Raw genomic sequence first — 25,305 nt, 5'->3', positions numbered from 1 at the left:
GGGGGGCTGGAGGTCGGACTGATCTAAACCGGCATCATTGGAATAGGAATAGGAAACGTGTTTCAATACCGCGTTGCGTCCGTAAAACATGATACCTCCCCGTCCTGCCGTGATTGCTCACGGCAAGGTCCTACGTGTCCAATAGACAACCGCGGCGCAATGGTGTCGCGGATGCCTGCCCGAGTACTAGTTGTCCGCTCGACTTCGCCTCATGCGCGCCGGAGTAGCTTTACGACATCTCTCATTTGCGCTTGGCGCGAGCAGGACGAAATCCTGCTTGGAGACATTCAGACAAAGAGCTACCGTTCCCACAGTGCTGTGGGTTTGAACCGACTATCGCTTGTTGATGCGTTGCCAACGTGCCCACCGCCGCCGATTTGCACGCTCGCCCCGTTTCCGATACCGCGCTGGTCTCAAGATCGTGGGCGCCGCTGACGACTTAAGGAATACACTAAGCGGAAAGACTCGCAACGGAATTGATTCACACTTGAGGCATCTAAAATCTTGACCAGCGTTAACGCGGCGCGCGAGTTGTTCACAGGTCTGAGACCAAGAGTTTGAATCCGCGTGGAGAATCGAAGACGAGACGCGTTGTGTGACAATCCGCGTACAGCGGCCAAAAAAAATTCAAAAAACCTTCACGCGCCGACTTTGCCGGGGCGTTTTCCAAATGCTTGCTGTCACTATGTTGATAAGTTGTTCGCGAAACATCGTTTTTTGAGTCGCGTTTCACAGGGTAACTCCACCGATGGATCCACTCCTGTGAATCTACGGTGTGCAGAACTCGCGCGCGAGCGAATTCAACTTAAGCCCGTCCCGCAAGGGTTTTTCGCAGCGCGGTGAAAGTTTCCGCTGTTGCAAAATCGTCCGCGGTAAAACTACGGACGTATCATCCTGCCGTCGAGATGAATCTTGCAACGTCGATCGTTGGTCGAGCGACTGCTTGCGTGAATTGTGACAGACAACGAAAAGCCCGGCACGAGGCCGGGCTGATGTGACGAACGCGATGTCGCTTCAACCGATCGAATGACTCGCTCGGTTTGCTCGGCCGCCTTACTTGGCGAGCTTGGCGATCTGCGCGGTGAGGCGCGAGACTTTGCGGCTGGCGTTGTTCTTGTGAATGATATTGCGCTGCGCGGCGCGCATCAGGGCGGGCTCGGCAGTTGCCAGCGCCTTCACGGCAGCGGCGCGGTCGCCGGTCTTGATGGCTTCCTCGACGGTGCGAACTGCGCCGCGCATCTGAGTGCGGCGCGACTTGTTGACGGCAGTGCGGCGGGCGATCTTGCGCGTCGCTTTCTTGGCGGAAGTGGTATTGGCCATGGTCTCAATATCCTTTGCGGTACCGGTCGCGTCTTGGTCGGGTAGCGCCGGCTGCTTGACCGCGGAATCGACGCTCGGATTTAGGGTGTTCGGTTGCTGGGCCGTTCCCGGAACATGAGGCCTCAGAGAGCCTGCAACTGCTCAAAGAACAGCGGCGGCGGGATTGCGCCCGCCGCCAGTTGGCGCCCTTATAGAGGGGGTCTGCGGCACCGTCAACGCTTTCCGGGGCCGGAAAACGGCACTGCTGGGGGCTCAAGGAAGGGTGTAACGCCCTGAAGCGGTTGAATTTCTGCCGTCGCTTGGCTATTGGCTGGCGGGCGGTATACGGGTCGACCGATCGGACGACCATCTGGGGTGAGGCATGATCCGCGGCTTTTTCCGACTGATTGGGCTGTTGCTGCTCGCCGGCGGGTTCATCTTCATGGTCTATGACGGCGCCCGCTGGGTGGCCGACCAGACCCTGCGCTTCACCCGTTTCGGCCAGTTCTGGAACGACATTAACCAGGCCAGCCAGTCCGCCTTCCGGACCTGGGTCGAAGCCAAGGCGCCCTGGCTCTGGACCTCCGTGATCCGCCTGGTGCTGGATCAACCGGTCTTCGCCGTGCTCGGCATTTTGGGCATCTTGCTGATGATCCTGTTCCGGCCGCGCAAGCCGCTGATCGGATATTCCCGGGATTGATCTTCAATTCCCGCGTGGCTGAACCGCGCGAAGGCGCGACGTAACAACGCTGCCCTCGCTGACGTAGACACCTATATTCCCACCTGATGGCGAGCACGCCGCCCGAGCATCTGGCTCGCGCGACGGACGCTCGTTCCGGAGACTCAATCATGCTGTTCATGCGCAAGAGCACCGCATTGCCGAGCGCAGCCGAGGCGCTGCCCGGCCGTGCCCAGGCCATCCCGACTGCAACCACGCATTTCGTCAACGGCAGCAAGCTCAAGCCGCCTTATCCGGCCGGCCTCGAGCAGGCCGTGTTCGGTCTCGGCTGCTTCTGGGGCGCCGAGCGCAAATTCTGGGAGCTCGGCGAGGGCATCTACACCACCGCCGTCGGCTATGCCGGCGGCCACACGCCGAACCCGACCTATGAAGAGACCTGCTCGGGACGCACCGGCCACACCGAAGTGGTGCTGGTCGTGTTCGATCCGAACAAGATCCCTTACGAGAAGCTGCTGAAGACGTTCTGGGAGAACCACAACCCAACGCAGGGCATGCGCCAGGGCAACGACATCGGCACGCAGTACCGAAGCGCGATCTACACCTATTCCGATGCGCAAAAGAAAGCGGCTGACGAGTCGAAGGCGCTCTATCAGAAGGCGCTCGCCGCGAAAGGTCTCGGTGCCATCACCACCGAGATCGCGCCCGCCGGCGAATTCTATTTCGCCGAAGATTATCATCAGCAATATCTGGCGAAGAACCCCGCCGGCTATTGTGGCCTCGGCGGTACCGGCGTGTCCTGCCCGATCGGGGTTGGTGTGCGCGTGTAAGTCGTAGTCTGTGCCGTTATTCCGGGGCGCGCGTCAGCGCGAACCCGGAATCTCGCGCCACAACCTCTGGATTCCGGGTTCGTCGCCGGCGCGACGGCCCGGAATGACAGCGCGGTAGCGCCGCAACCACCCGCTCAACGCTTTATTAACCATAACCGGTGCATCAGTGGAGCCGTCTCGTTTCGAGGGATAGGTCCGGTGCCGGTTGCACGCGCGTTTCGATGGTCGATCCTGACAGCCTGTTGGGCAGCGTCCGCCGCGCTGACCCTTGGCGGCTGCATGCAGACAACCGGTCCTGTCGCATACGTCCAGCCGCGCCCCGATCTCGACGCCATGGCCTATGGCGCTCCGCAACCGGTCGTCGTTGCCAACAACGGCGGCGGCGCCATCGCCGCGCTCAGCAATTCCTTTGCCTCCTCGCCTGCGCCGATGCCCGTCGGCTATGCCGCGCCGGTGGCGGCGCCCGTCCGCTACGACACCTCCTACCATCTCGACGCCGGCGACAAGCTGCGCGTCGTGGTCTACGGCCAGGAAGGTCTCACCAACAGCTACGCCATCGATGCCGGCGGCTCCATCACCATGCCGCTGATCGGCGCCGTGCCGGCGCGTGGCCGCACCACCGCGGGGCTCGCCGGCGAGATCGCCGCGCGCCTGCGCAACGGCTACATCCGCGAGCCCTCGGTCGCCGTCGAGATCGACGCCTATCGTCCGTTCTTCATTCTTGGCGAAGTCTCCGCGCCCGGCCAGTATCCCTATGTGCCGAACATGACGGTCGAAAGCGCCCGTCGCGATCGCCGGTGGCTTCTCGCCGCGCGCCAAGCGCGATATGGTCACCGTCACGCACACCGAAGCGGGCGGCGCCATGCGCGCCGTCGTCCCGCTCGGCACGCCGCTCGCGCCGGGCGACACCGTGTTCGTCGGCGAGCGCTGGTTCTGACGCTCGAGATTCCGGGCTCGCGCTCCGCGCGCCCCGGAATGACGGAGGGATAGACGAGCGCGCTGTGTCCGCGCTCACCGCCTGAAATCCAGCCGCCCGTTCGGAAAGCATCCGTCGATCCGCGTATCATCGACCACGAGCCCGACCCACGGCCGCGTGATCGCCGGGTTGGTGAGGTTGATGTACTTCCCGACCAGCCGCGTACCCTCGCGCGCAGCATCGATCAGTCCGTGCCGGCGGCCACGATCCCAGTCGAAGCGCAGATAGATGCGCTCGCCGATGACGCGCACTTCCGCGCGCCCCTCTTTCCACTTCTCCGGCGTGTCGCCCGCAATGCTCGGATCGGCGCCGCCGTTCCAGCGGCTCGCCCAGACGCCTTCGAGCGGATCGGAGGGCGCGACAATGGACACCCATGCCGCCGCATTGACGTCGCCCGCATCGCCGGCAAGTGCCGCGCTCGCGGCATAGTCCATGACCTCGCGATCATCAGGCGCGGGCACGTCCATGGTGCCGAACGGATTGCGGATGACGATGTTCGTGTTGGCCTGCTGCATGATGGGTTCCCGGCGTCAGTTGGCGTGATCGGCCAGCTCTATCGCCGGGCGGCAGCATGCAGCCACCCGATTTCTGCTGAGGACGTCGTTGTCGGGCTTGACCCGGCAATCCATTGGCTTGGCAAAAAAGACTTGCCTGATGGATGTGCGGGTCAAGCCCGCGCATGACGAGTGGCGCTACTTCAAATGCCTCGCGAAGAATTCCATGCTGCGCGGCCAGGCGATCTCCGAGCTCGCCTTGTCGTAGCTCGGCCGCTCGTCGCAATGGAAACCGTGCTGGGCGCCCGGATAGATGAACACCTCCACATCCGGCCGCTTTGCCTTGACGGTCTCGACATCGGTCAGCGGGATGCCGGAGTCCTTCTCGCCGAAATGCAGCTGCGTCGGAACCTTCGGCTTCTCGTCGGCAAAGCGCACGACGGCGCCGCCGTAATACCCGATCGCAGCCTTGAGGCCGGACAATCGCGTCGCCGCGACAAAGGCGATGCTGCCGCCGAGGCAGAAGCCGATGATGCCGACGGGGCCGACGCTTTTCACGGCATCGATCGCGGCCTGGGTGTCGCGCAGCATCGCCTCCCAATCGGGATTTGCCACGAACTTGCGCGCTTCAGCGATCTCGTCGGGCGTGTAGCCGGACTGGAAGCCCGGCGAGGTGCGGTCGAAGATCGACGGCGCGATCGCGACATAGCCGTCGCCCGCGAGACGGTCGCAGACCGAGCGGATGTGGTGATTGACGCCAAAGATCTCCTGGATCACCACCACCGCGCCCTTCGGCGTGCCGGAAGGGTCAGCGCGATAGGCGCCGAGCTGGAAATTGTCGGAGGCCGTCAGTTTGATGTCCTGTCCCACGCGAATTGTCCTTCTTGATGGTTCGATCCGAAATTTCAGCGCCCGCTCCTCATCCTGAGGAGCGCGTCAGCGCGTCTCGAAGCATGAATGGCCCGGATGCAGCAGCGGGGGCCTTCATCCTTCGAGACGCTTGCTGCGCAAGCTCCTCAGGATGAGGAGACACCTCACTCCCACATCCAGTTCTCGCCGTAGTCCTCCTTCCATCCTGCCAGCCGTCCATGACGAAATTGCAGGAATAGGCGGTGGCGGTAGGGGACCAGGCCGCTGCCGCCGATGTTGCGCAGCGCAAGGTAGATCTCGTTCCCGGGCCGTCCCCGCACATATTGCAGCGGCTGCCCGAGCGCGCGCGCGGTCTGCCCGGCGTCCATGCCGAAGGCGAGCGGGATGTTGTTCGACAAGGTCGTGACGAAGGGCTGGCGCACGCCGCCGAACGGCTCGGCCTGCGCCGATATCGAGAGCAACATCGCGCTGGCTGCCAACATCGCCCGCTTCATTGCCTGTGTTCCTGTCCGAGGGCCTATGCCGGCAAGTTCTTCAGGAAAGGCATCACGGCGTCAACAAAAGCCTTGGGCTGATCGATGTTGACGGCATGTCCGGCGGCGGGGATCACGACCTTTTGTGCGCCGGGAATTTTCGCCGCCATGTAGTCCGACGCCGCCAGGAACGGCGTGTCGTCGGCGCCGACCACGATCAGGCTGGGTACCTTGATCTCGGGCAACAGCTCGATGACGCGGGCCTCGCGCTGAGTCAGCATGCCCCGCGCCGCAAGCGCGAGGCCGCTGGCGTCGCGATGGTTCGCGGTGGCGCGCTCGCGCGTCGCCGATTTCAGCACCGCAAGCCCCTCCTGATCGAGCTTGTCCGCGGTGGCGAGCGCCCGCGCATTCCAGGCCTCGCGCGCGTCATCTTTCTTGAAACCCGGGCCGGTGTCGATGATCAGCAGCGCGCGGGTGCGTTCCGGATGCGTGCGATAGAACGCCAGCGACATGTAGCCGCCGAGCGAGAGCCCGCCGATGATCGCGCGCTCCGCGCCAACGGCATCAAGGATCGCCGCGATGTCGCCGACCGTCAGCGCTTCGCTATAGGCGTTGGGATCGTCGGGATAATCGGACTGGCCATGGCCGCGCATGTCCCACAGGATCAGCTGGTGGTCTTTCGCCAGCGCATCGATCTGCCCATGCCACATCGCCGAGGTCGAGGAATAGCCGTGGGTGAGCAGCAGCGGCGGCCCGTCGCCATGAACCTCATAGTAGATACCGACGCCGTCCCGATCGATCTTCGGCATTGTTTCCGCCCTTTCTTTTTTCTCACCGCGACACAGTACTTCACCCTTCAGAGAAGGGCTCGCTTTGGATCGGCCCGGTCAAGCCGGGTGATGACGGCGGAGGGTGCGGACAGCGCCGCAAAAAATTTCCCTTATCCATCAATGCCCGTTCTACTGTGCATGGGGTTGTTTTTCGCCCAGTTCCCTAAAATTGCGGGCAATGCCTCAGGGTTCCATTGAGCACGCCTCTTAAGGGGCGGAGAACCTGATCCGGCTTAGGCTGACGCCAAATCCAGTCCCGTGCTTTGGGGAAGCCATGACCGCCTCAGCCAAACCCGCCGCCAAACGCCGGCTTCTGCTCGCCTCCGACCGGAGCGACGAAAGCACCGAGCTCGCCAGCATCCTGAAGGCGGTGGGCGATGTCTCGACGGTGACGACGGAGGGCATTCCCGAGCAGCCCTCGCGCGATCTCTCCGGTCTCGTCGTCGACATCAATCTGCGCTCGCCCGAGAGCGTGCAGCGGGTGCGCAACAAGCTGCGCGGTGATGCCTATCGTTCGATGCCGAGGCTGTTCGTGCTGGCCGATGCCCTGCATCACGGCACCATGCAGGCCTGGGCGCTCGGCGCGACTGATACCATCTCGCGGCCGCTGCAGTCGGAAGCCATTCTCCAGCGCATTCGCGCCGCTTTTCCCGACACCGCCGTCTACGACGCGACCGACCGCGGCAAGACGCTCAACCGCGGCGTCGAGGCCGCGCATGCGGTGCTGGCAAAGATGTTCGAGAAGCTGCCGCTCGGCGTGCCCCTGACCTTCGACGACGTGATCGCAGCCGAAAGCAAGATCCTGAAGGCGATCAAGCACTCGTCATTGCGCGAATGGCTCACCACCGTCGGCTGCCACCATGTCGGCAGCTATCGCCACTGCCTGTTCGTCACCGGCTTTGCGGTTGCCTTCGCACAGCATCTCGGCATGCGCGAGGACGACCAGCGTCGCCTGACCCGTGCCGCGCTGCTGCACGACGTCGGCAAGGCTTTCGTTCCGTCCAACCTGCTCGACAAGCCCGGCAAGCTCACCGACGAGGAGATGGCCGAGGTCCGCCAGCATCCGCGCCGCGGCTATGACGCGCTCGCCGCGCAAGGCGGCTTTCCGCCGGAGATGCTCGACGTGATCCTGCATCACCACGAATTCCTCGATGGCAGCGGCTATCCCAACGGCCTGTCGTCGAACCAGATCAGCGACATCGTGCGTCTGACGACGATCGTCGATATCTACGCGGCGCTGGTGGAGAAACGGGCCTACCGCATGCCCTTCACCCATTCGCGCGCCTTTGCGATGATGGAAAGCATGGGCGGCAAGCTGGACCAGCAATTGCTGCAGGCGTTCCGCCCGGTGGCGCTGGGGTCGTTCTGATTTTTTGACGAGGCGTTCCGGGGTGCGCGAAGCGCGAGCCCGGAATCTCGAGATTCTCAGGTGCGCAACTGCGCACCATAGTTCTGTGCTTCGCACCGCTCGGAACGAGTGTGGTCACCCCACCATCTTCCGCAGCTCAGCCTTCGCCACCTTCTCCAGCGTCGAGCGCGGCATGTCGTCGACGAGCCTGATCTCGCGCGGCACTTTGAAGTCGGCGAGGCTCTTGCGGCAGGCCTCCATCACGCGGTCCTGCAGATCGGGCGCGGCACCCGCGACGCCGCCCTGCGGGATGATGAACACGACCGGCACCTCGTCCAGCATCGGATGTTTCTTCGCCACCACGGCGGCCTCGCGCACGCCCGGCACGAGCGCGATCACCTGCTCGATCTCGGAAGCCGCGACATTCTCGCCGCCGACCTTCAGCATGTCCTTGGCGCGGTCGCCGAACTTGATGAAGCCGTGCTCCAGCCGCTCGACGCGGTCGCCGGTGAGGAAGAAGCCGTGCTCGTCAAAACTCTCGCGCGTGGCTTTCTCGTTGTGCAGATATTCGGCGAACAGCGACAGGCCGGGGATGCCCTTGATCGCGAGATTGCCGGTGTCGCCGACGGCGGTCGGCCGTCCGTCATCATCTGTGATGCGGATCTGATATTCCGGCGCGGCGCGGCCGATCGACATCGGGATGTTGGGCTGGTCGACCTCGCCGAGGATGCCATGGGTGATGGTCTCGGTCATGCCCCACCAGCCGATCATCTTGACGCCGAAGGCGGCGAAGGCCGGCGGCTCGTTGATCGCGGTGCCCCACAAACGGAATTTGTGGTCTTTCGGGATCTCCTGCTCGAGCAGCGCCTTCATGCAGAACGGAATCGTCGAGGTCCAGGTCGCGCCGTGCTCGCGCGCGACGTTCCAGAACCGGCTCGCGGAGAAGCGCGGCTGGATCACGCAGGTGGCGCCGACCCACAGCGTCGCCAGCATGGAGTAGGCGAGGGCGGTTGGTGTGGAATAGCGGCAAGTATGCCTGGTGCACGTCGCCGGCGTGAAGGTCCTCATGCGCGGCGTTGATCTTGGCGCCCCACAGCGCGTTGGCGTGGGTCCACAGCACCGCCTTCGGCCGCGACGTCGTGCCCGAGGTGTACTGCACGCTGCACGGCGCGAGCGGGTCGGTCGCACGTTTGGGACGGTCGGCACTGTCGGCGAACAGCGATTCAAAGCTGTCGCCGCGCGACACCGCCTGCACAGACGCCGCGCCGGCATCATGCGAGGTCACGGCCATCCAGCGGATGTTGCGGCAATTCCGCGCGACGATCTCCGCATAGGCCGGCTGCGTGATCGCGGCGACCGCGCCGCAATGATCGGCGAAATATTCGATCTCGGCCGGCGCCGAGCGGGTGTTGGTGGTGACTGCGATGGCGCCCAGCTCGACACAGGCAAACCAGGCCAGCATCGCCTCGATGCAATTGTCGAGGTGAATGAGCACATATTCGCCCGATGTCACGCCGCGCTTCGCCAGCCCCGCGGCGAGCGCGCCGACCCGCTCGTGAAACTCGCCATAGCTCCAGCGCCGCGCCGGCGCATCGAACGGCGCCCAGATCAGGAACGGGTGATCGCGACGTACCTCCGCGCGCAGCTTGAGCAGCCAGGGCACGTCGAGCCCGTCGAATGGCCCCACGATTCCGGCTGCGGTCTGTTGAATGGCCATGGCTCCTCCCGTGCAGCCTGCATCTTGCTGGCGGCTTTCTTTGGATTATTGCGTCTTTCTGCCATTGGATGACGCGGGGAGCAAATCGGAGGAGATGCTCGAGGTGGCCCGCGCTCTCTCCCCGTCATTGCGAGGAGCCCTTGCGACGAAGCAATCCAAGTCCGTCCACGGAGGGATTCTGGATTGCTTCGCGGAGCCTGTCATCGGGCCGCGCTTCGCGCGGACCCGTTGGCTCGCAATGACGGCGGTGAGGGTCGGCAGGGGAGCCCTATCAGCCTCAATCCTCGTACGACGAAATCTCGATCAGGTTCCCGTCCGGATCGCGGCAATAGACCGAGCGCAGCGTGCCGCGGGCGCCTTGCCTCGGGCCCGGGCCTTCCTCGATCGCGACGCCGTTCGCCTGCAAATGCGCCACGACGTCGTCGGGCGCAGCGGAGGTGAGGAAGCACAGATCGTCGCTGCCCGCGGTCTGGTGCTCGGCGGTGAACCACTCGACCTTGTCGGCATCGCGCGGCCGGACGTTGATCTTCTGGTTACCGAATTCCAACGATGTCCGCGGCGCTTTGCCGCCGCCAGGGTCGAACAGCTTGACTTCCATGCCGAGGATCTTGCGATACCACTCGGCGGTCACCGCGACGTCGGCGACGTTGATCACGAGATGATCGAGGGCTTCGACCTTGACTGTCATGCCTTATCCTTTCGTCGTGATGCGCCAGGTGCACTTTCCGCCTGCGGTAAGCTTTGTTACAACCGCATCGACGACACTTTCAAGATATCCGGCCTTCAAGAACAACGCTCTTTGAAGAACAACACGCTTTGAAGAATACCACCTGGGAGAACCCTTGAGATGATCACTCGCCGTACCGCGCTGGGTCTGCTTGCCGCCACGCCTCTTGCAGCCAGCCCGCTGTCGAAGGCCCTTGCCGCGGATTATCCGTCCCGGCCCGTGAAATGGGTGGTCGGCTATCCGCCGGGCGGGGCCACCGACATCCTGGCGCGGCTGATCGGCCAGCGGCTGTCGGAGAAGCTCGGCCAGCAATTCGTGATCGAGAACAAGCCGGGCGCCGGCAACAACATCGGTACCGAATCGGTCGTCAATGCCGAGCCCGACGGCTACACGCTGCAGCTGGTCAATCCGGCCAACTACATCAACGCCTCGCTCTACGCCAACCTCAAGTTCAACTTCGTGCGCGACATCGCGCCGGTCGCCTCGTTCCAGCGCGTGCCGAACGTGATGACCGTCAACAAGGACGTGCCGGCCAAGAACGTCGCCGAGTTCATCGAATATGTGAAGGCCAATCCCGGCAAGGTGAATATGGCCTCGTCCGGCAACGGCACCTCGGTGCATCTGTCCGGCGAGATGTTCATGGCGATGACCGGCTGCAAGATGCAGCACGTGCCCTATCGCGGCGCCGCGCCCGCGATCACCGACATGCTGGGCGGCCAGGTGCAGGTGATCTTCGATAACATGCCCTCGATCATCCAGCACATCCGCTCCGGCTCGCTGCGCGCGATCGGCGTCACCACCGCGCAGCGCTCGCCGCAGCTGCCGGACGTGCAGGCGATCGCCGAGACCGTGAAGGACTACGAGGCCAGCGCGCTGTTCGGCATGGGCGCGCCGAAGAACACGCCGAAGGAGACCATCGCCAAGCTCAACAGCGAGATCAACACGCTGATGAAGGAGCCCGACATGACCAAGCGCCTGGTGGAGCTCGGCGGCGAGCCGCGGGTGCAGACGCCGGAGGCGTTCGGCGAGGAGATCAAGGCCGAGACCGAGAAGTGGAAGAAGGTCGTCGAGTTCGCCGGCCTCAAGGTCGAGTAGCGGTCTTGTGATGACCGGGAATGGAGCCCTGCCGTTCGGCAGGGCTTTTTCTTGCGTATCTTGTTCTGTTGCGGCGGAATAAGGCGGCGCCGCGAGACCTGATGAGAGAAAGGCGCGCATCTCATGCCGCGAGGAGAGGAGTTGGGATCATGCGCAAGACGCAATTGGCACTGCTGACGTTGGGCGCGACCGTTCTTGCCGGCTTCGTCACGGCGGCGCCGGCCGCCGCCCGCGACTATCCCTGGTGCGCGCAGGGCGGCGAGTATGATTATCCCGGCGAATGCGCCTACAGCTCCTATGAGCAATGCCTCGCCAGTGTGTCCGGCCGGCTGCTGTATTGCGACCGCAACCCCCGCTTTGCCTATGGCCAGCAACCGCTCCCCCAACCGCGGCTGCAGCGTCGCATGAGGCCCGTGGCGCCGTACTGATCGCGCTTCGCACGGATCGCCGCCCGATCACGCAGTCGTGCGGACCTGCGCCCGCCGGTTTCCACTTGACGCATCTTTGCTCGCGCCTATACTAAACCACATGGTTAAGTATCAGGACGACGGACTGGACCGCACCTTTGCCGCGCTCTCTGACCCGACGCGCCGCGCATTGCTGGCGCGCCTCGGCGAGCAGGACGGCCTGTCAGTGAGCGAGCTCGCCGCACCGTTTCCGGTCTCGCTGCCGGCGATCATGAAGCATCTCGATGTGCTCACGGATGCAGGCCTGATCGTGCGGGAGAAGACCGGGCGCACGGTGTCGTGCCGGCTCACGGCGCAGCCGATGGAGCAGGCGATGAACTGGCTCAATCGCTACGCACAGTTCTGGTCGGAGTCGTTCGACCGCCTTGCCGCTTTCGTGGAGGAAGACACATGGCCAACGCAGCCGTCGACGCCGATCCCCGCCCGGCCGCTCGCCCCACCGAACGACCAAGCCTCACGCTCACGCGCCGGCTCCGCGCGCGGCCGGAAAAAGTCTACGCCGCCTGGACGCAAGCCGCGCAGCTAGCGCAATGGTTCGGGCCGCCGAACATGAAGCCGGCGACGCTTGAGGCCGAGCTCGACGTCCGCTCCGGTGGCCGCTTTCGCATCAGCTTTACACGCGATGACGGCGAATATTTCGAAGCGAGAGGCATCTATCGCGAGGTCGTGCCGAACGAGCGCCTGGTCTTCACTTGGGCCTGGCACTCGACCCCTGCACGCGAATCCCTGGTGACGATCACGTTCAAGCCGGATAGCGCCGGTACGCTGATGGTCTTCCATCACGCCCAGTTCTTCGACGAGACCGCACGCGACAACCACCAGCGCGGCTGGAGCTCGTTCTTCGACAAGCTCGATGCCTTTGTTACCTGAAGTCCCTCAGAGGAGAATGCCATGCAGCCTCATCAGATCGTCTCGCGCGAACAATGGATCGCAGCGCGCAAGGCTCATCTCGCGCATGAGAAGGAGCTTAGCCAGGCCCGCGAGCGCCTTGCCGAGGAGCGCCGTGCGTTGCCCTGGGTCAGGGTCGACAAGGACTACGTGTTCGAGGCTCCCACCGGCAGGGTGAGGCTCGGCGATCTTTTCAAGGGCCGTCCGCAGCTTGTGGTCCAGCACGTGATGTTCGCACCCGACTGGGACGCGGCCTGCAAGAGCTGCTCCTTCTGGGCCGACGGCCTCGATCGCATGGCGCCGCATCTGGCCGCGCGCGATACCACCGTGGTGGCGATCTCGCTGGCACCGGTCGCAAAGCTCGAAGCCTTCAAGAGGCGGATGGGCTGGACGTTCGATTGGGTCTCGTCAGGCGGGTGCGACTTCAATCGCGATTACGGGGTCTCGTTCACGCGCGAAGAGATCGACAAGGGTGTCCTGAAATACAATTTCGGCACCACGCCGTTCTATGGCCCCGAACTCCCCGGCATCAGCGTGTTCTTCCGGAACGACGCCGGTGAGGTCTTTCACACCTATTCGTGCTTCGCCCGCGGCCTCGACATGATGAACGCCGCCTATCAGTACCTCGACCTCACCCCGCTCGGCCGCCACGAGGACGGCCTGCCCTATCCGATGGACTGGGTCCGCCTGCGCGACCAATACGAGCCGCAAGCCGCGAAGGCGGCGTGCTGCCACGGGTGAGAGAGCGGGTTGCTGCCGCAAACTCTAATCTATCACCGTCACCCTGAGGTGCTCGTCCTGCGGTGCGCCGCAGGACGAGCCTCGAAGGGCGACGGCCCAGTCGTATCCGGGCCGTTCATCCTTCGAGGCTCCCGGCGCGATGCTTGGCATCGCGCCGCTCGCACCTCAGGATGACAGGGGCTCGTTGTTTGACCAGCTTCACCGCTTCGCGTCGGCCTGCTCCGTGGCATTGCACGAGATCAGCATCGTATAGGGCCGCGCGTTGCCGGCGATGTCGGTGGTCTTGAGCTCGCCCTTGGGTTCGGCGGTCTGGTAGGGCACCACGGAATTATCGAGGAAGTCGCGCAGCGCGCCGGTCTTGATGGCGAAGTTGATGTTCTCGGGAATGTTGCCGGTTGCGACCGCGATCCGCAGAGTGTCGAGCTTTCCCGTGACCACGCCCACGATCTGCCCCGTCGTGTCGAACAACGGGCCTCCGCTGTTGCCGGGCTGTACGGGGGCACTGATCTGCAGGAAACGCGAATCGTTGCGCATGCCGCTGAGCGAACTCACGATGCCGGTGGTCACGGTGAAGTCCGAGCTTAGCAGCCCGTGGTAGGGAAAGCCGATCGCGACCACGGAATCGCCGGAGCGGATCGAGCGGTCGCGGATCCGGGCAAACTCCTTGAACGTCGCTGTCGGCGGCGCCTGCAAAAGGGCGAGATCGTTGTTTGCATCACTCGATACGACGCGCAACGCCATCGCGGCCTCGCCCGTGAGATTGCCCTTGAGGTCGCTGCAGCCCTCGATCACATGGTTGTTCGTGACGATGTGCCCATTGGCGCTGACCACGAAGCCGGTGCCGGTCTTGGACTTGGCGGACTTGCCGGCCGGCGGTGAGACCTGCTTATCCGCCGTGACCGCTGGCTTCGCGGCACCCTTGGCGAAATCCCCGGCCTTGCTGAGCCCGTCCGCTTTCACCCGTGTGACGCAATTTGCCAGCGCTGCGACCACGGGCGCTGTCGACGTCAACACGAATTGGAGCGGCTTGCTGCCGTTGGTCGCCACCACCATCAGGCTTGCCTTCTGGAAGGTGCGAGCGACGTTGAGGGGCAGGATGGTCGTCACCATGTTGGGAGCGTTGGCGGTCGCGAACAATCTAGCCTGCTCCTGGCCGTCGAAGATGAAGTCGACCGGCGCGGTATCGCCCTTGTTGAAGTGAAAGCCGGGGCTGGCAAAGCTCAGAAGGAAGGAGCCGGCCGCATTCTGCGCGACGACGAGACTCACCCCATTGGCGTAAGGCGCGGTAGCCGCGCAATGGGAGAAGGCGCCCGTCTCGTCATTGCTGAAGGCGCCGCCGATCCAGTTGCCCACATTGACTGAGCCGAACGGCCCCGCCGCCTGCGCCATGCCGACGACACTGAGTTGCAGGCAAGACGCAACGACAAATGACTTAAGCCACATACTCTTCCCCCAAGAACATTATGGGAACATCTTAGCGGCCGGGGCAGGGGCGCGCAACCCGCAGTTGTCTGCCCCGGTCAGGTCTCATTCGAATGATCGCGCCCTTGCGTTTACTTTGCACTGCTATATACTTTGCGATACAAAGTAACGGGGCAGCAATCCCGACCAGCACGGGTGGAGCGAGGTTTGGCGTTGCCGATGCGCGATCTCGACAAGGCACTGGCCGACATCGTGGCGATCCGCAGCCAGATCGCGGCGGGCACTGCGTTCCGCGGCTATGGCCCGGCGACGATGGCTGCCACCGGCGCCGTCGCACTGATCACAGCAATCCTGCAATTCTGGCTGCTCGGTGATCCCACAAGTGAGCCGATCGGTTTCTTCTTCGGCTGGTTCATCGCCGCCGCGCTCTCCGTCCTGATCATCGGCATCGAGATGCGGGCGCGCTCGCGCCGTCATCATTCGGGTCTGGCCGACGCCATGATCCATCAGGCGGTCGAGCAGTTCCTGCCCGCGGCCGTCGCCGGCATCCTGCTAGCCGTCGTGATGTGGAAGTTCGCGAGCGAGAGCCTGTGGCTGCTGCCGGGCCTGTGGCAGATCCTGGTGTCGCTTGGCATCTTCGCCTCGGTCCGTTCGCTGCCGCGCACCGTCGCGCTCGCGGGCGCCTGGTATTTCATCTCCGGCTTTGCGGTCGTGGTGCTCGCGAGCCGGACCCACACGCTGTCGCCATGGACGATGGGCCTGCCCTTCGTGATCGGGCAATCCGTAATGGCGGCCATCCTGTATTTCGCGTCCGGAGACCATGATGTCGAAGACTGACAACGCGCCCTTCTCCTATGAAGGGCTGGACCGCGTGATCCACGAGAAGGCGAGGCTCGGGCTTCTGACCTCGCTGATGGCCCATCCCAAGGGACTGGCGTTTGCTGATCTCAAGCAGCTTTGCGGCCTCACCGACGGCAATCTCAGTCGGCATCTCGCCGTGCTCCAGGAGGCCGGGCTCGTCGAGGTCACCAAGGGCTATGAGGGCAATCGCCCGCACACGACCTGCCGGCTGACCAAGGCCGGCCGCCGCCGCTTTCTCGACTATCTCGCCGTGCTCGAGCGCCTGGTGCGCGACGCCGCCAGGGCCGCTGGCCGCGAGGCGCCGCCGCTCGGCCACCTCGGCATGGTCTCGACCTGATCCTCTCCTTTTTGACCGGAGACTTTGCAATGCAAAGTGACAAGACGTCCAGCAACATCACCTCTCGCAACGAGAAGCTACACGTCGGCATCATCATGGACGGCAACGGCCGATGGGCAACGCGGCGCGGACTGTCGCGGGTACGCGGCCATGAAGCCGGCGTCGAGACCATCCGCCGCATCGTCGAGGCCGCGCCCAAGCAGGGCATCGGCACGCTGACCCTCTATGCCTTCTCCACCGACAATTGGCGAAGACCCAAGGCGGAAGTCGCCGCGCTGATGACCTTGCTGCGGCTTTATCTCGCCAACGAGGTGCAGAGCCTGGTCAGGAACGGCGTGCGTCTCACCGTGATCGGCCGCCGCGACCGCCTGCCTGACGGGATCGCCAACGCGATCACGCGCGCCGAGGCCGCAACCGCCCACGGCACCACGCTTCACTTGCGCATCGCCGTCGACTATTCCGCGCGCGAGGCCATACTCAACGCCGCGGCCAAGGCGGCGGCGCTGACCAGCCTCACCCGTGAAGCCTTTTCACAGCTGGTCACGGGCGAAGCCGGCCTTCGCGACGTCGATCTCATCATCCGCACCTCGGGCGAGAAGCGCCTGTCCGACTTCCTGCTCTGGGAAGGCGCCTATGCCGAGCTGCACTTCACCGAGCGGATGTGGCCCGAATTCGACGCCGGCGATCTCGCCGCGGCGTTGGCCTCCTTCCATGGCCGCGAGCGCCGCTTCGGTGGCCTCCAAGCCATTTTGCCGGAGGAGGTGCCCTCGCTCTCTCGGGCGTGATCGTGAAACGGCGCCGAGCAAGAGGCACCGCAGCAAGTCACGCACGATAGTTTCAAGTTCAGTCGGGGGATTGGGATTCTTCATAGAAGCGGGACGGACGATGACACCGATGCGCCGTGTGTGACGCGCGGCACAGGGCAACGCGCGGGTCGTTTCGGCCGCAACTTTGGCAGCCATGTCCAAGCCGCGCGTGCACCGTCTCGGTTAGATCTGCAAGTCCCAGCCACCGGCCTCGGCGACTGGCAGTCGACCACTTCGCCAAGCGCCTGTCGCGCTAAGCATGATCCGGAAAAGTGCGCAGCGGTTTCCGAAAAGATCATGCGCAAACAACAAGCTAAAGCGCGATGACGATTCATCCTGATCTCATCGCGCTTTAGCTCTGATCCGGAGCGCAGCGCCATTCCGGAAAGATCGTGCGCAAACATAGCCTCAAGCCATGCCGGAAATTTGAGCAAGCCTGCGGCGCGGATCGTGCTCTACTGCCCACTTGACGGGAGTTTTGCAGGATGCGCGCAATTCTGGATTATTGCACCGGCGGGACCCAGCGGCAGGTCGCGGCCGGCACGCACCTTGTGACCGAGGGCGGCGCCTCCGGCCATCTCTATGTGCTGATGCAGGGCAAGCTCGAAGTGCTCAAGGGCGAGATGGTGGTTGCCACCGTCACCGAGCCCGGCGCGGTGCTCGGCGAGATGTCCGTGCTGCTGGGTCTGCCGCACACCGCGACGGTGCGGGCCTGCTCCGACGCGGTCGTCTACGAGTTCGAGGATGCGGCCTCGTTCCTGAAGCAGACCCCCGAGGTGGCGCTGCTGATCGCAAAGATGCTGGCGCAGCGGCTCAACGCCGCCAACACCTATCTCGCCGATCTCAAGCGGCAATATGCCGGCCACGGCACTCATCTGGCCATGGTCGGCGAGGTGCTCCAGAGCATGATCAACCTGCCGCCGCTCGAGGTTTCGCCAGGCTCGGATCGGCAATCCGATCCAAGAATGTAAGCCAGTCCGGCGGCTCCTCGATCGAGTTGGCGGGCCGCTGCAGCGGTGCGTTCAGGTCGATCCACTGCGCTTCGCCCGCCGCCAGCCAGAACGCCTTGTCCGCATCGAGATCGAGCACGATATGCGTCGGCGGCCGGCCCGGCTGCAGGCCGGCATTGAACACCCAGGTCTGGCCCAGCCGGTCGAACCACGAGCCATCGGTGATGAAGGGCGATTGATGCACATGGCCCGAGATCACCATCGACGGCTGATACTGCATGATCCATTGCACCAGCTCGACGTCGCCGAAGAAGCGCTTGCCGCCCCAGCTCGTCGGTGAGTTCGCCGGCGGCGCATGATGCGCCCAGATCCAGTGCGGCGGCCGATTGGCCGCGGCCTCCCGCAGCTGCTCGACGATGCCTTGCCTGACCAGCGGCCCGTCCCACCACGGGCATACCGTGAACAGGGTGTCGCCGATGGTGAGGCTGTCGCCGTCGCAGGCAATCCCGAGCTCGCGCACCTCGGATATCCAGCGCGAGATCTTTTCGCCTTCCGCATTGCGCTCGTCGAGATCGTGATTGCCGGAGCAGAGGATGACGCGGGTCTTCGCCGCGAGCAGCGAGAGGTACTTCTTCACCACCACGATCTGCGCGCGGAAATCCACCATCGAGCCGATGTCGAGCGCATCGCCGGCGAAGATCACGAGGTCGAACTCCTGGGCCGCGCTGACCAGCCAGTCGAGCTGCGGCAGCGAATAGTGCAGGTCGGCCACGACCAGGCAGCGCATCGAAAATCCGTTCGCGATTGAAAATGTCTGGGAATTCCAAACGTCATAAAGCAAGAAGCAGACCAGCACGGCCGCTCCTTCAGGTCAGTCCAATGAGCGGGAGCATGCTGCGGCGCGCTGCAGCGCGCAAGGGGCCTGCCGGCGCAGGGCTGGACCGGATCGCCGAATTCTGATGTCGCGGCGCACCCTCAACACGGGCGTCCGCATGACCTCCTTCAAGACCATTCGTGCCCGCGCCGAGACGCGCAAGGGCGGGCCCAAGGCGCTCGAAAAGCTGATGCCTGACAAGCCCGACCTGAAGGGTCTCGCAAAGCTCGGCGACGACCCTATCCTCGCCGAGATGACGAAGCGGGTATTTTGCGCGGGCTTTGCCTGGAGTGTGATCGACTCGAAATGGGACGGCTTTGAAGAGGCCTTCCTGCATTTCCAGCCGGCCAAGCTGAGCTTCCAGCCCGAGGATTATTGGGAGGGCCTCTTGCGCGACGCGCGCATTGTGCGCAACGGCGCCAAGATCATGTCGGTGCGGGAGAACGCCGCCTTCGTGCAGGGGATCGCGAAGGAGCACGGCAGCTTCGGCAAGTTTCTGGCGAAGTGGCCGCCGTCGAACGAGGTCGGCCTGCTCGATCTCCTCGCCAAGCGCGGCAGCCGGCTCGGCGGCAACACCGGCCAGATGCTGCTGCGCTTCGTCGGCTGGGCTGGCTTCGTGACATCAAAGGACGTCGTCGCCTGCCTGCGCGAGGCCGGGCTCGACATCGCCGAAGAGGTGAAGTCGAAAGGCGATCTCGCCAAGGTGCAGGCGCAGTTCAACGCCTGGGCCGAGGAGACCGGCCTGCCCTATACATATCTGTCACGCATCTGCGCGCTCTCGGTCGGCGAGAACCACAGCGCGTAGCGTTTTTCGCTTGCGCTAAAGCATGATCCGGAAACGTGCGCAGCGGTTTTCCGAAAAGATCGCGCTCAAACGACACCGAGGGTGCGGTGACGATTCATCCCAATCTCATCGCGCTCTAGCCGGATCGTGCACATCGTGTGGCGCTTCTGTGCCGCGGGCGCGGCCGATGAAACCCCGCGATCACGAATTGCATTTCGCAGGAACGTTTGTGCCCAGTGCCTGTTCGGCAGTTGAGCCAGGCGGCCACGACGCAGGGAACGCCTGCTCCGGCCCGGACCTTAGGCCCGAGCCGACGAAACCGGACACGACAGACACGGAGCAGCCCCGATGAAGCTAACGTCCGAACAGGTCAAGCAGACCGTCAACCAACTCGGCGCTCAGGTGCTGCCCGACGAGCATCCCGCCATGCCCCAGCTCAACAGCATGTTCGGCGAGCACACCTTCTTCGTCGACGAGATGGGCCTCAAGGTGCTCGAGCCCACCCCGTCGCTGGGCACGGAACGCGAGAGCGGCGAAGTCGTCAGCCTCGCCGATTGGGGCGATGCCGACCTGACGCGCCTGATGGCCCATGAGCCCGAGCCGACCGGCGTGATCGTGGTGTTCGAGCATGTAAGGCATTGAGTTCAGCGAGGACGAGGGCCGCGCCCGGCCCTCGTCCGGTGTCGCGATCGTCGCTCTGGGGTCAAGGCGGTTCCGCGCGCGACGCGAGGAGAGTGCGGTTACGTCGGTCGCATTGCCGTGACGGAGGACACATACCGAGACCCGCTCCCTTTCCGCCGCGAACGCTGGCTCGCATCCTCTTTCTTTGCGTCGGCTCCACCTTCGTCAGCCTCCAGACGCGCCCGCGACTGCATCAAGCGGCGGTGCCGCGGAAGCACCGGAGGTGACGGCGAAGGCCGGTGCGGTCAATTTCCCGTAAAAAACATGCTTCATAACCTGGATAGTTGACCTTATGGGCCATAACAGGCTTGGATTGTAGGACTCCTTTGTCCGATTGGGTGCCGAGCCATGTCCTGGAACTACTCTGTCCAGTTGAGCGATCCGTCCAACGCCGGCGGCTCCGCAGACCCCATTTTGATTTACGACATCGAGCAGGCGCTTGGAGTCTGGTCCCAATATATTTTGGGAACGGGCACCCTGGTGGTCGCGCTAAATGTGGCTGCTACTCAGGAGGGACGAGAGGCGGGAGGGCCTACCTCGTCCGCATATACGGGGACCACGGCTCAAGGTCTGTCGGTCTATGAATCGTCCGCTCTCTACGAGCTCACAACCGGTCATCATGTAAGCGGTACGACGAGCGACATAACGATCACGATCGATCCTGGATATTTCAAGTACCTCGATCTCGCCTCAGGGCTTACATACGGCAGCCAAGTACCGAGCAACGAGTACAATCCCATTGTCGTCTTTTTGCACGAGTTGATGCACGGCTTTGGCATGTCTGGCTGGTACAATCAGTCAGGTGCGCTGCCCGGCAACTACGAGTCTACGTTCGACACGTTCCTTTCGAAAACGGCATCAGGACAAGTCTATTTTACCGGTGCGAATGCTGAAGCCGCTTACGGCGGTCCCGTGCCGATTACGAGCAACAGCACGGCAGGCGAAAATTACTATCACTTTGGAAACCAGCAATCCGACTTGAATGCCACGCCATCTACCGTTCAGGACCCGCTTACATTGGATCTCATGAACGGCATCGTTTTCTATTACGACTACCAATACGCCATCTCCGCGCTGGATCTGGGGGTGCTGAAGGATATCGGCTACAATATCCGTACCGCACCGATCGTCGCCGCGCACGATATTAGTGCCACGCGCTACCAGAGTTTTGCAGCGTCGTCACTATTCACCGCGAGTACGGCCGCCGGGGATTCGATCACCGAATACGCGCTGTGGGACACGAACGGCAACGGCCACTGGATCGTCAACGGCGTTCCGCAAGCAACGAACGTAGAGATCGACATTAGCGCAGCCCAACTTGCAAACACCACTTACCAGGCCGGTGCGGCCTCTGATCAACTTTGGATCAGGGCTTTCGATGGCGTCATATGGGGCAAATGGCAATCTTTCACGGTTTCGGTGCCGACCGATAACCCTCCAGTCGTTTCGGCTTCGAACGTGGCCGCGATCCGCGGCGAGACATCGGCTGCTGCTACGACCCTCTTCAGCGTGAGCGATGCCGACGGCGATACAATCACGCAATATGCGCTGTGGGACAGCAACGGCAACGGCCATTGGGTCGTCAATGGAGCAGTCCAGGCCTCCAATACGGAGATCGACATCACTGCCGCTCAGCTCGCGCAAACCAGCTACCAATTCGGTTCTGCGGCGGACCAGCTCTGGGTCAGAGCCAATGACGGAATCGTATGGGGAGCTTGGGTACCGTTTACGGCGACCCCCTTCGCAGACCATGCTCCCGTAGTCGGCGCGAGTGATTTTGCCGCGACCCACAACCAGAACATCGCGGCCTCCGGCCTGTTCACTGCAACTGATGTGGATGGGGACACGATAACCAACTACCAGCTCTGGGACTCGACAACGGATCCTTCCAGCGGTCATTGGGTTGTCGGCGGCGTTTCGCAGGGGTCGAATGTCGCCATCGACGTAAGCGCTGCGCAGCTGGCAACGACGACGTTCCAGAGCGGCTCCGGATCCGATGATTTGTGGGTGCGGGCCAATGATGGCACGCTATGGGGCGCGTGGAAGGAGTTCCACGTCAATGCTCCGATCGACAACGCTCCTGTGGTCAATGCATCCGATGTGAACGCTATCCATGGACAGAACATCGCTGCTGGTACCCTGTTCACGGCTAGCGATGCTGATCACGACGCGATCACCGGCTACCAGTTTTGGGATTCGACCGCCGATTCCGCGAGCGGGCATTTCGTGGTCGCTGGCGCTGCACAGCCTTCGAACCGGAGCATTGATGTCAGCGCCGCCCAGCTGGCGAATGCGTCATTCCAGAGTGGATCAGGATCGGATGACCTGTGGGTTCGCGCCTTCGACGGCACGAGCTGGAGCAGCTGGAAGGAGTTTCACGTCAACGCTCCGCTGGACAATCCTCCCGTCGTGACCGCAGCGGATTTCACAGCGACCCACAATCAGAATGTCGCCGCTTCAGCTCTGCTCTCGGCCTCTGATGCGGATGGAGACACTGTCACGAATTATCAACTGTGGGACTCGACGACTGACCCGAGCAGCGGGCATTGGGTGGTCGGGGGCGTTGCGCAGGCCGCGAACGTCGCTATCGGTGTCACGTCAGCGCAGCTCTCGACCACGACCTTCCAGAGTGGATCAGGCGCAGATGATCTCTGGGCTCGCGCTTACGACGGCTTTGCCTGGGGGCCGTGGAAGGAGTTTCACGTCAATGCTCCCTTGGATAGGGCGCCCGTCGTTACCGCACCGGACTACCATGCCGCACCCAGCCAGAGCATTGCGGCATCGTCGCTCTTCTCGGTTTCCGATCCCGATGGGGACAGTATCACGCAATACCAGTTCTGGGATTCCACAGCCTCAGTCTCTAGCGGCCACTGGGCCATATCCGGGACCGTCCAGCCAGTGAACACTGCAATCAACGTCAATGCAGCTCAGCTCGCCGCGACGAGTTTCCAAAGCGGCACGGTGTCGGACGATCTCTGGGTGAGAGCCAGCGACGGCGTGTCGTGGAGTACATGGCAAGAGTTTCATGTGCTCGTGTAATAATCAGTCAAATGTCGGATGACATCCCGCAAATAACTGTTGTGCCCCAGTTCATACGCCTCGGTTCGTCAGCGAAGTTGCGCCTCGCCTAGCCGCGGGACTGGCCTCAACGGCAAGGAGGGGATCGTTCTCGGACAAGGGAGACCTTGAACGGTCCATGCTGGTGACGATCGAACCCTTCGGCATCGCCGGTTCTCGGAAGCTCTCCTGCATCAGATCCGCAAATAGGACAAACGCTCATCAATACCTCCTTGGGCGTGGCCCTCTGGGCCGGGACACCGAAAGCGGCTTCCTGGTGGAGATTCTCGTGGCCCGCAAGGCCGCTCATGATTGGGCTTGGCCGGCCGTTCTTTTCGCGGAGACACTTGATGACAAAGGCCGCAGCGAACTCAATCGCTGCGGCCCGCGCAAGGTCAATGAACCGGGTGAAAACGATCTAAGTGAACTATGAAGCCAGCCCCGGTTTGCCGAATCTTCCCGCTGCGTGAGGTTCCCGCGACCACAAATGTGAATCCACCATGGCACCAGCGAGCGGCGCTGGTTCACGCTGCGAGCTTTCGTGGTAGCGCATCGCGTCGCGCTTGGATGGATGGTGCACACGCTGATTTCGGGATTGACCGCCGTTGCCTTGAGCACTCTCCTAATCATGCCGATTGGGTAAGGCGGTCTCAATTGGCGGACTCGCGTTAGGACAGGTTCCTTGCCAGTTATCGCCCAAATAATAGGGGGAGCAGGTTTGTCGTTCGAATGGGAGAGCGTGGTGACAACGTTGGCAATTTCCGCACTCGGGACGCGAAACAATCAACGGCCGCGAGTGACATTTAGCTCTTCGCGCGACAACAGCCGCCGAAAAAAGGGGGCTCCGACAAACTCCTGGAGCCAAAAGGAACGTGCGCCACAGCCCGATGTTGTTTGCTCGCGGCAGGCTCTGCCTGCGCGCCAAAAATTAGGAGGAAGCGTCATGAAATGCACCGTGAGCACCATTGCTATCGCATTCGCTCTTTCAGCCAGCGCGGCGACCGCACAAACTACTCAACCGAACGTCTCCAGCGCTCCGAGCGCCCAAAACTCCGGCGCAGGGATAGCCGGCCAGCCAGGCAACAAAAATGGCCCAGCGTTGAAGCCAGGCGATACCGTTGGCTCCTCCAGCACTCAGCAGAATCCGACGACCTCGCAGCAAGACACTTCTAATATCAAAGGACTGCCAGGCAACAAGAGCGGGCCTGCGGCTAAGCAACCAAGCAAGTGATCCCTTGCGGCTGCGCTTATGCTAGCCTTTGCCTGCCGTGCTATCCGTCAGGAAGGGCGCGGCACCGGCCACAGGACCTGCCTCTGGACGGGTCGCGGGGGCAAACCATCTTTCTGGGGCAAGCATGGCGGAGCAGGTTACAATCTTCTTCTATGGGTTGTTTATGGATCCCGACGCTCTCGAAGCTAAGGGGCTGCGGCCGCGCCAAGTCAGGCAGGCGTTTGTCGAGGGTTTTGCGTTGAAGCTTGGTGCGCGTGCCACGCTGGTCGCGAGCGGACACGGTCGAGTCTACGGCACGACAATGCGGCTTACTCACGCCGAGGTCGACCAATTATATTCAGATCCTAGTGTCGCTGCCTACCGGCCGGAGCCGGTGCTGGCGCAGTTGGCGGACGGCACGGCCGAACTCGCCCTTTGTTTCAACTTGCCGTCTTCGCCGCAGCGGACGAGCGGGAATCCCGAATATGTTGCTGCCTTGCAAGGCGTCGCACGGAAGATGGGATTGCCAGATGCCTACGTGGCGGGACTTTCCAGCTGATGCAACAGTACGATGCTCGCCGCTTCGGAAATCTAAACGTCCGATCGAGGAATGAGAAATTCTCTGCGGAAGGACGGCCCGGCTCAGCGCCTCTCGTCCGAGTTGACGCACAATATTCCGGAAAAGCTTGTGAGAAAACACAGGTGGCTGAAGTCGGACTGCTTACCTAGTGCTTACCCGGCGGGACGCCAAGAACGGCGAATGTCGCGTATCTTGCTGATTTTATTGGCGCACCCGACACGATTCGAACGTGTGACCTTTGCCTTCGGAGGGCAACGCTCTATCCAGCTGAGCTACGGGTGCTGATCGGGCCTCATTAGCCGATTGGCGGGA

At 63.0% G+C, this 25,305-nt stretch carries 25 protein-coding genes, 1 tRNA gene and 3 pseudogenes; 19 read left to right on the top strand and 10 right to left on the bottom strand.

Translation table 11 applies throughout. The features are described from left to right. Window positions 1–1,053: 1,053 nt before the first annotated feature. Window positions 1,054–1,320, bottom strand: coding sequence for a 30S ribosomal protein S20 (rpsT, locus tag ACVWY3_RS29355; protein WP_035704405.1), 267 nt, complete (start codon window positions 1,318–1,320; stop codon window positions 1,054–1,056). Window positions 1,321–1,681: 361 nt separating this feature from the next. Between rpsT and ACVWY3_RS29350 the strand changes: the two genes are divergently transcribed. The 3 genes and pseudogenes from ACVWY3_RS29350 (at window position 1,682) to ACVWY3_RS29340 (ending at window position 3,742) form a co-directional block, all read left to right on the top strand. Then, window positions 1,682–1,999 (top strand): hypothetical protein, encoded by a 318-nt coding sequence (locus ACVWY3_RS29350; protein WP_027563964.1) that lies wholly within the window; start codon window positions 1,682–1,684, stop codon window positions 1,997–1,999. A 149-nt stretch (window positions 2,000–2,148) separates the two neighbouring features. Beyond that, window positions 2,149–2,805 carry a peptide-methionine (S)-S-oxide reductase MsrA gene (msrA, locus tag ACVWY3_RS29345; RefSeq protein WP_456841589.1) on the top strand — a complete coding sequence of 219 codons (657 nt, stop codon included), beginning with the start codon at window positions 2,149–2,151 and terminating at the stop codon, window positions 2,803–2,805. A gap of 198 nt (window positions 2,806–3,003) precedes the next feature. After that, a pseudogene (locus tag ACVWY3_RS29340) lies at window positions 3,004–3,742 on the top strand (polysaccharide biosynthesis/export family protein). Between the two features lie 74 nt (window positions 3,743–3,816). Here ACVWY3_RS29340 and ACVWY3_RS29335 read toward each other — a convergent pair. From ACVWY3_RS29335 to ACVWY3_RS29320, 4 genes are all read right to left on the bottom strand, one after another. Continuing rightward, complete coding sequence (locus ACVWY3_RS29335) at window positions 3,817–4,296, bottom strand: hypothetical protein (protein WP_456841588.1); 480 nt, start codon at window positions 4,294–4,296, stop codon at window positions 3,817–3,819. Between the two features lie 177 nt (window positions 4,297–4,473). Then, window positions 4,474–5,145, bottom strand: a complete 672-nt coding sequence (locus tag ACVWY3_RS29330) for a dienelactone hydrolase family protein (protein WP_456841587.1) — start codon at window positions 5,143–5,145, stop codon at window positions 4,474–4,476. 164 nt (window positions 5,146–5,309) lie between these two features. After that, window positions 5,310–5,639, bottom strand: a complete 330-nt coding sequence (locus ACVWY3_RS29325; RefSeq protein ID WP_456841586.1) for a hypothetical protein — start codon at window positions 5,637–5,639, stop codon at window positions 5,310–5,312. A 23-nt stretch (window positions 5,640–5,662) separates the two neighbouring features. Continuing rightward, on the bottom strand, window positions 5,663–6,427 hold the full coding sequence (locus ACVWY3_RS29320; protein ID WP_456841585.1) for an alpha/beta fold hydrolase: 765 nt from the start codon (window positions 6,425–6,427) through the stop codon (window positions 5,663–5,665). 295 nt (window positions 6,428–6,722) lie between these two features. On the opposite strand from ACVWY3_RS29320, the gene ACVWY3_RS29315 reads away from it, so the two are divergent. Beyond that, window positions 6,723–7,817, top strand: a complete 1,095-nt coding sequence (locus ACVWY3_RS29315) for an HD-GYP domain-containing protein (RefSeq protein ID WP_456841584.1) — start codon at window positions 6,723–6,725, stop codon at window positions 7,815–7,817. Between the two features lie 114 nt (window positions 7,818–7,931). On the opposite strand, the pseudogene ACVWY3_RS29310 reads toward ACVWY3_RS29315, so the two are convergent. After that, window positions 7,932–9,513: pseudogene (locus ACVWY3_RS29310) on the bottom strand (AMP-binding protein). 277 nt (window positions 9,514–9,790) lie between these two features. Continuing rightward, window positions 9,791–10,201 carry a VOC family protein gene (locus ACVWY3_RS29305; protein ID WP_456841583.1) on the bottom strand — a complete coding sequence of 137 codons (411 nt, stop codon included), beginning with the start codon at window positions 10,199–10,201 and terminating at the stop codon, window positions 9,791–9,793. A gap of 159 nt (window positions 10,202–10,360) precedes the next feature. Between ACVWY3_RS29305 and ACVWY3_RS29300 the strand changes: the two genes are divergently transcribed. From ACVWY3_RS29300 to ACVWY3_RS29280, 5 genes and pseudogenes are all read left to right on the top strand, one after another. Then, window positions 10,361–11,335, top strand: a complete 975-nt coding sequence (locus ACVWY3_RS29300; RefSeq protein WP_456841582.1) for a Bug family tripartite tricarboxylate transporter substrate binding protein — start codon at window positions 10,361–10,363, stop codon at window positions 11,333–11,335. Between the two features lie 149 nt (window positions 11,336–11,484). After that, window positions 11,485–11,763 (top strand): DUF3551 domain-containing protein, encoded by a 279-nt coding sequence (locus ACVWY3_RS29295; protein WP_456841581.1) that lies wholly within the window; start codon window positions 11,485–11,487, stop codon window positions 11,761–11,763. 100 nt (window positions 11,764–11,863) lie between these two features. Beyond that, window positions 11,864–12,328 (top strand): ArsR/SmtB family transcription factor, encoded by a 465-nt coding sequence (locus tag ACVWY3_RS29290; protein WP_456841580.1) that lies wholly within the window; start codon window positions 11,864–11,866, stop codon window positions 12,326–12,328. Beyond that, a pseudogene (locus ACVWY3_RS29285) lies at window positions 12,313–12,672 on the top strand (SRPBCC family protein); the annotation flags it as partial. The gene ACVWY3_RS29290 and the pseudogene ACVWY3_RS29285, both read left to right, overlap by 16 nt. A gap of 21 nt (window positions 12,673–12,693) precedes the next feature. Then, complete coding sequence (locus ACVWY3_RS29280) at window positions 12,694–13,431, top strand: DUF899 domain-containing protein (protein ID WP_456841579.1); 738 nt, start codon at window positions 12,694–12,696, stop codon at window positions 13,429–13,431. A gap of 198 nt (window positions 13,432–13,629) precedes the next feature. Here ACVWY3_RS29280 and ACVWY3_RS29275 read toward each other — a convergent pair whose 3' ends face one another. Then, window positions 13,630–14,874 carry a S1C family serine protease gene (locus tag ACVWY3_RS29275; protein ID WP_456841578.1) on the bottom strand — a complete coding sequence of 415 codons (1,245 nt, stop codon included), beginning with the start codon at window positions 14,872–14,874 and terminating at the stop codon, window positions 13,630–13,632. 198 nt (window positions 14,875–15,072) lie between these two features. Here ACVWY3_RS29275 and ACVWY3_RS29270 point away from each other — a divergent pair, with 198 nt between their 5' ends. From ACVWY3_RS29270 to ACVWY3_RS29255, 4 genes are all read left to right on the top strand, one after another. Next, on the top strand, window positions 15,073–15,690 hold the full coding sequence (locus tag ACVWY3_RS29270; protein ID WP_456841577.1) for a hypothetical protein: 618 nt from the start codon (window positions 15,073–15,075) through the stop codon (window positions 15,688–15,690). Beyond that, the gene (locus tag ACVWY3_RS29265; protein WP_456841576.1) at window positions 15,677–16,051 is read left to right on the top strand and encodes a transcriptional regulator; all 375 of its coding nucleotides are present in this window, start codon (window positions 15,677–15,679) and stop codon (window positions 16,049–16,051) included. The genes ACVWY3_RS29270 and ACVWY3_RS29265 overlap by 14 nt, the downstream gene beginning before the upstream one ends. Before the next feature lie 29 nt (window positions 16,052–16,080). Then, window positions 16,081–16,836, top strand: coding sequence for a di-trans,poly-cis-decaprenylcistransferase (locus tag ACVWY3_RS29260; protein ID WP_456841575.1), 756 nt, complete (start codon window positions 16,081–16,083; stop codon window positions 16,834–16,836). 506 nt (window positions 16,837–17,342) lie between these two features. After that, complete coding sequence (locus ACVWY3_RS29255) at window positions 17,343–17,828, top strand: Crp/Fnr family transcriptional regulator (RefSeq protein ID WP_456841574.1); 486 nt, start codon at window positions 17,343–17,345, stop codon at window positions 17,826–17,828. Here the strand turns inward: ACVWY3_RS29255 and ACVWY3_RS29250 are convergent. Then, window positions 17,767–18,594 carry a metallophosphoesterase family protein gene (locus tag ACVWY3_RS29250; protein WP_456841573.1) on the bottom strand — a complete coding sequence of 276 codons (828 nt, stop codon included), beginning with the start codon at window positions 18,592–18,594 and terminating at the stop codon, window positions 17,767–17,769. The two genes, ACVWY3_RS29255 and ACVWY3_RS29250, sit on opposite strands and share 62 nt — an antisense overlap. A gap of 205 nt (window positions 18,595–18,799) precedes the next feature. On the opposite strand from ACVWY3_RS29250, the gene ACVWY3_RS29245 reads away from it, so the two are divergent. The 6 genes from ACVWY3_RS29245 (at window position 18,800) to ACVWY3_RS29220 (ending at window position 24,972) form a co-directional block, all read left to right on the top strand. Continuing rightward, window positions 18,800–19,486 carry a DNA-3-methyladenine glycosylase I gene (locus ACVWY3_RS29245; protein ID WP_456843486.1) on the top strand — a complete coding sequence of 229 codons (687 nt, stop codon included), beginning with the start codon at window positions 18,800–18,802 and terminating at the stop codon, window positions 19,484–19,486. A 327-nt stretch (window positions 19,487–19,813) separates the two neighbouring features. Continuing rightward, a complete protein-coding gene (locus ACVWY3_RS29240; RefSeq protein ID WP_456841572.1) occupies window positions 19,814–20,107 on the top strand; it encodes a hypothetical protein in 294 nt (97 codons plus the stop codon). 387 nt (window positions 20,108–20,494) lie between these two features. Then, a complete protein-coding gene (locus ACVWY3_RS29235; protein WP_456841571.1) occupies window positions 20,495–23,185 on the top strand; it encodes a hypothetical protein in 2,691 nt (896 codons plus the stop codon). Between the two features lie 157 nt (window positions 23,186–23,342). Then, window positions 23,343–23,636 (top strand): hypothetical protein, encoded by a 294-nt coding sequence (locus tag ACVWY3_RS29230; protein WP_456841570.1) that lies wholly within the window; start codon window positions 23,343–23,345, stop codon window positions 23,634–23,636. A 510-nt stretch (window positions 23,637–24,146) separates the two neighbouring features. Beyond that, window positions 24,147–24,434: a hypothetical protein gene (locus ACVWY3_RS29225; protein ID WP_456841569.1), complete on the top strand. Its 288-nt coding sequence runs from the start codon at window positions 24,147–24,149 to the stop codon at window positions 24,432–24,434. A gap of 124 nt (window positions 24,435–24,558) precedes the next feature. Next, window positions 24,559–24,972, top strand: a complete 414-nt coding sequence (locus ACVWY3_RS29220) for a gamma-glutamylcyclotransferase family protein (RefSeq protein ID WP_456841568.1) — start codon at window positions 24,559–24,561, stop codon at window positions 24,970–24,972. A gap of 226 nt (window positions 24,973–25,198) precedes the next feature. Here the strand turns inward: ACVWY3_RS29220 and ACVWY3_RS29215 are convergent. Then, window positions 25,199–25,275, bottom strand: a tRNA-Arg gene (locus ACVWY3_RS29215). Window positions 25,276–25,305: the final 30 nt, after the last annotated feature.

Source organism: Bradyrhizobium sp. USDA 4486, assembly GCF_054057995.1.
Note: the sequence above shows the minus strand (reverse complement) of the source record. Positions and strands in the feature narration are given on the sequence as shown.

What these genes read in the sequence shown, in the direction of transcription:
- rpsT (WP_035704405.1), bottom strand. Translation starts at nt 1,320, where the DNA reads ATGGCCAATACCACTTCCGCCAAGAAAGCGACGCGCAAGATCGCCCGC.
- ACVWY3_RS29350 (WP_027563964.1), top strand. Translation starts at nt 1,682, where the DNA reads ATGATCCGCGGCTTTTTCCGACTGATTGGGCTGTTGCTGCTCGCCGGC.
- msrA (WP_456841589.1), top strand. Translation starts at nt 2,149, where the DNA reads ATGCTGTTCATGCGCAAGAGCACCGCATTGCCGAGCGCAGCCGAGGCG.
- ACVWY3_RS29335 (WP_456841588.1), bottom strand. Translation starts at nt 4,296, where the DNA reads ATGCAGCAGGCCAACACGAACATCGTCATCCGCAATCCGTTCGGCACC.
- ACVWY3_RS29325 (WP_456841586.1), bottom strand. Translation starts at nt 5,639, where the DNA reads ATGAAGCGGGCGATGTTGGCAGCCAGCGCGATGTTGCTCTCGATATCG.
- ACVWY3_RS29320 (WP_456841585.1), bottom strand. Translation starts at nt 6,427, where the DNA reads ATGCCGAAGATCGATCGGGACGGCGTCGGTATCTACTATGAGGTTCAT.
- ACVWY3_RS29315 (WP_456841584.1), top strand. Translation starts at nt 6,723, where the DNA reads ATGACCGCCTCAGCCAAACCCGCCGCCAAACGCCGGCTTCTGCTCGCC.
- ACVWY3_RS29305 (WP_456841583.1), bottom strand. Translation starts at nt 10,201, where the DNA reads ATGACAGTCAAGGTCGAAGCCCTCGATCATCTCGTGATCAACGTCGCC.
- ACVWY3_RS29300 (WP_456841582.1), top strand. Translation starts at nt 10,361, where the DNA reads ATGATCACTCGCCGTACCGCGCTGGGTCTGCTTGCCGCCACGCCTCTT.
- ACVWY3_RS29295 (WP_456841581.1), top strand. Translation starts at nt 11,485, where the DNA reads ATGCGCAAGACGCAATTGGCACTGCTGACGTTGGGCGCGACCGTTCTT.
- ACVWY3_RS29290 (WP_456841580.1), top strand. Translation starts at nt 11,864, where the DNA reads ATGGTTAAGTATCAGGACGACGGACTGGACCGCACCTTTGCCGCGCTC.
- ACVWY3_RS29280 (WP_456841579.1), top strand. Translation starts at nt 12,694, where the DNA reads ATGCAGCCTCATCAGATCGTCTCGCGCGAACAATGGATCGCAGCGCGC.
- ACVWY3_RS29275 (WP_456841578.1), bottom strand. Translation starts at nt 14,874, where the DNA reads ATGTGGCTTAAGTCATTTGTCGTTGCGTCTTGCCTGCAACTCAGTGTC.
- ACVWY3_RS29270 (WP_456841577.1), top strand. Translation starts at nt 15,073, where the DNA reads ATGCGCGATCTCGACAAGGCACTGGCCGACATCGTGGCGATCCGCAGC.
- ACVWY3_RS29265 (WP_456841576.1), top strand. Translation starts at nt 15,677, where the DNA reads ATGTCGAAGACTGACAACGCGCCCTTCTCCTATGAAGGGCTGGACCGC.
- ACVWY3_RS29260 (WP_456841575.1), top strand. Translation starts at nt 16,081, where the DNA reads ATGCAAAGTGACAAGACGTCCAGCAACATCACCTCTCGCAACGAGAAG.
- ACVWY3_RS29255 (WP_456841574.1), top strand. Translation starts at nt 17,343, where the DNA reads ATGCGCGCAATTCTGGATTATTGCACCGGCGGGACCCAGCGGCAGGTC.
- ACVWY3_RS29250 (WP_456841573.1), bottom strand. Translation starts at nt 18,594, where the DNA reads ATGCGCTGCCTGGTCGTGGCCGACCTGCACTATTCGCTGCCGCAGCTC.
- ACVWY3_RS29245 (WP_456843486.1), top strand. Translation starts at nt 18,800, where the DNA reads ATGACCTCCTTCAAGACCATTCGTGCCCGCGCCGAGACGCGCAAGGGC.
- ACVWY3_RS29240 (WP_456841572.1), top strand. Translation starts at nt 19,814, where the DNA reads ATGAAGCTAACGTCCGAACAGGTCAAGCAGACCGTCAACCAACTCGGC.
- ACVWY3_RS29235 (WP_456841571.1), top strand. Translation starts at nt 20,495, where the DNA reads ATGTCCTGGAACTACTCTGTCCAGTTGAGCGATCCGTCCAACGCCGGC.
- ACVWY3_RS29230 (WP_456841570.1), top strand. Translation starts at nt 23,343, where the DNA reads ATGCTGGTGACGATCGAACCCTTCGGCATCGCCGGTTCTCGGAAGCTC.
- ACVWY3_RS29225 (WP_456841569.1), top strand. Translation starts at nt 24,147, where the DNA reads ATGAAATGCACCGTGAGCACCATTGCTATCGCATTCGCTCTTTCAGCC.
- ACVWY3_RS29220 (WP_456841568.1), top strand. Translation starts at nt 24,559, where the DNA reads ATGGCGGAGCAGGTTACAATCTTCTTCTATGGGTTGTTTATGGATCCC.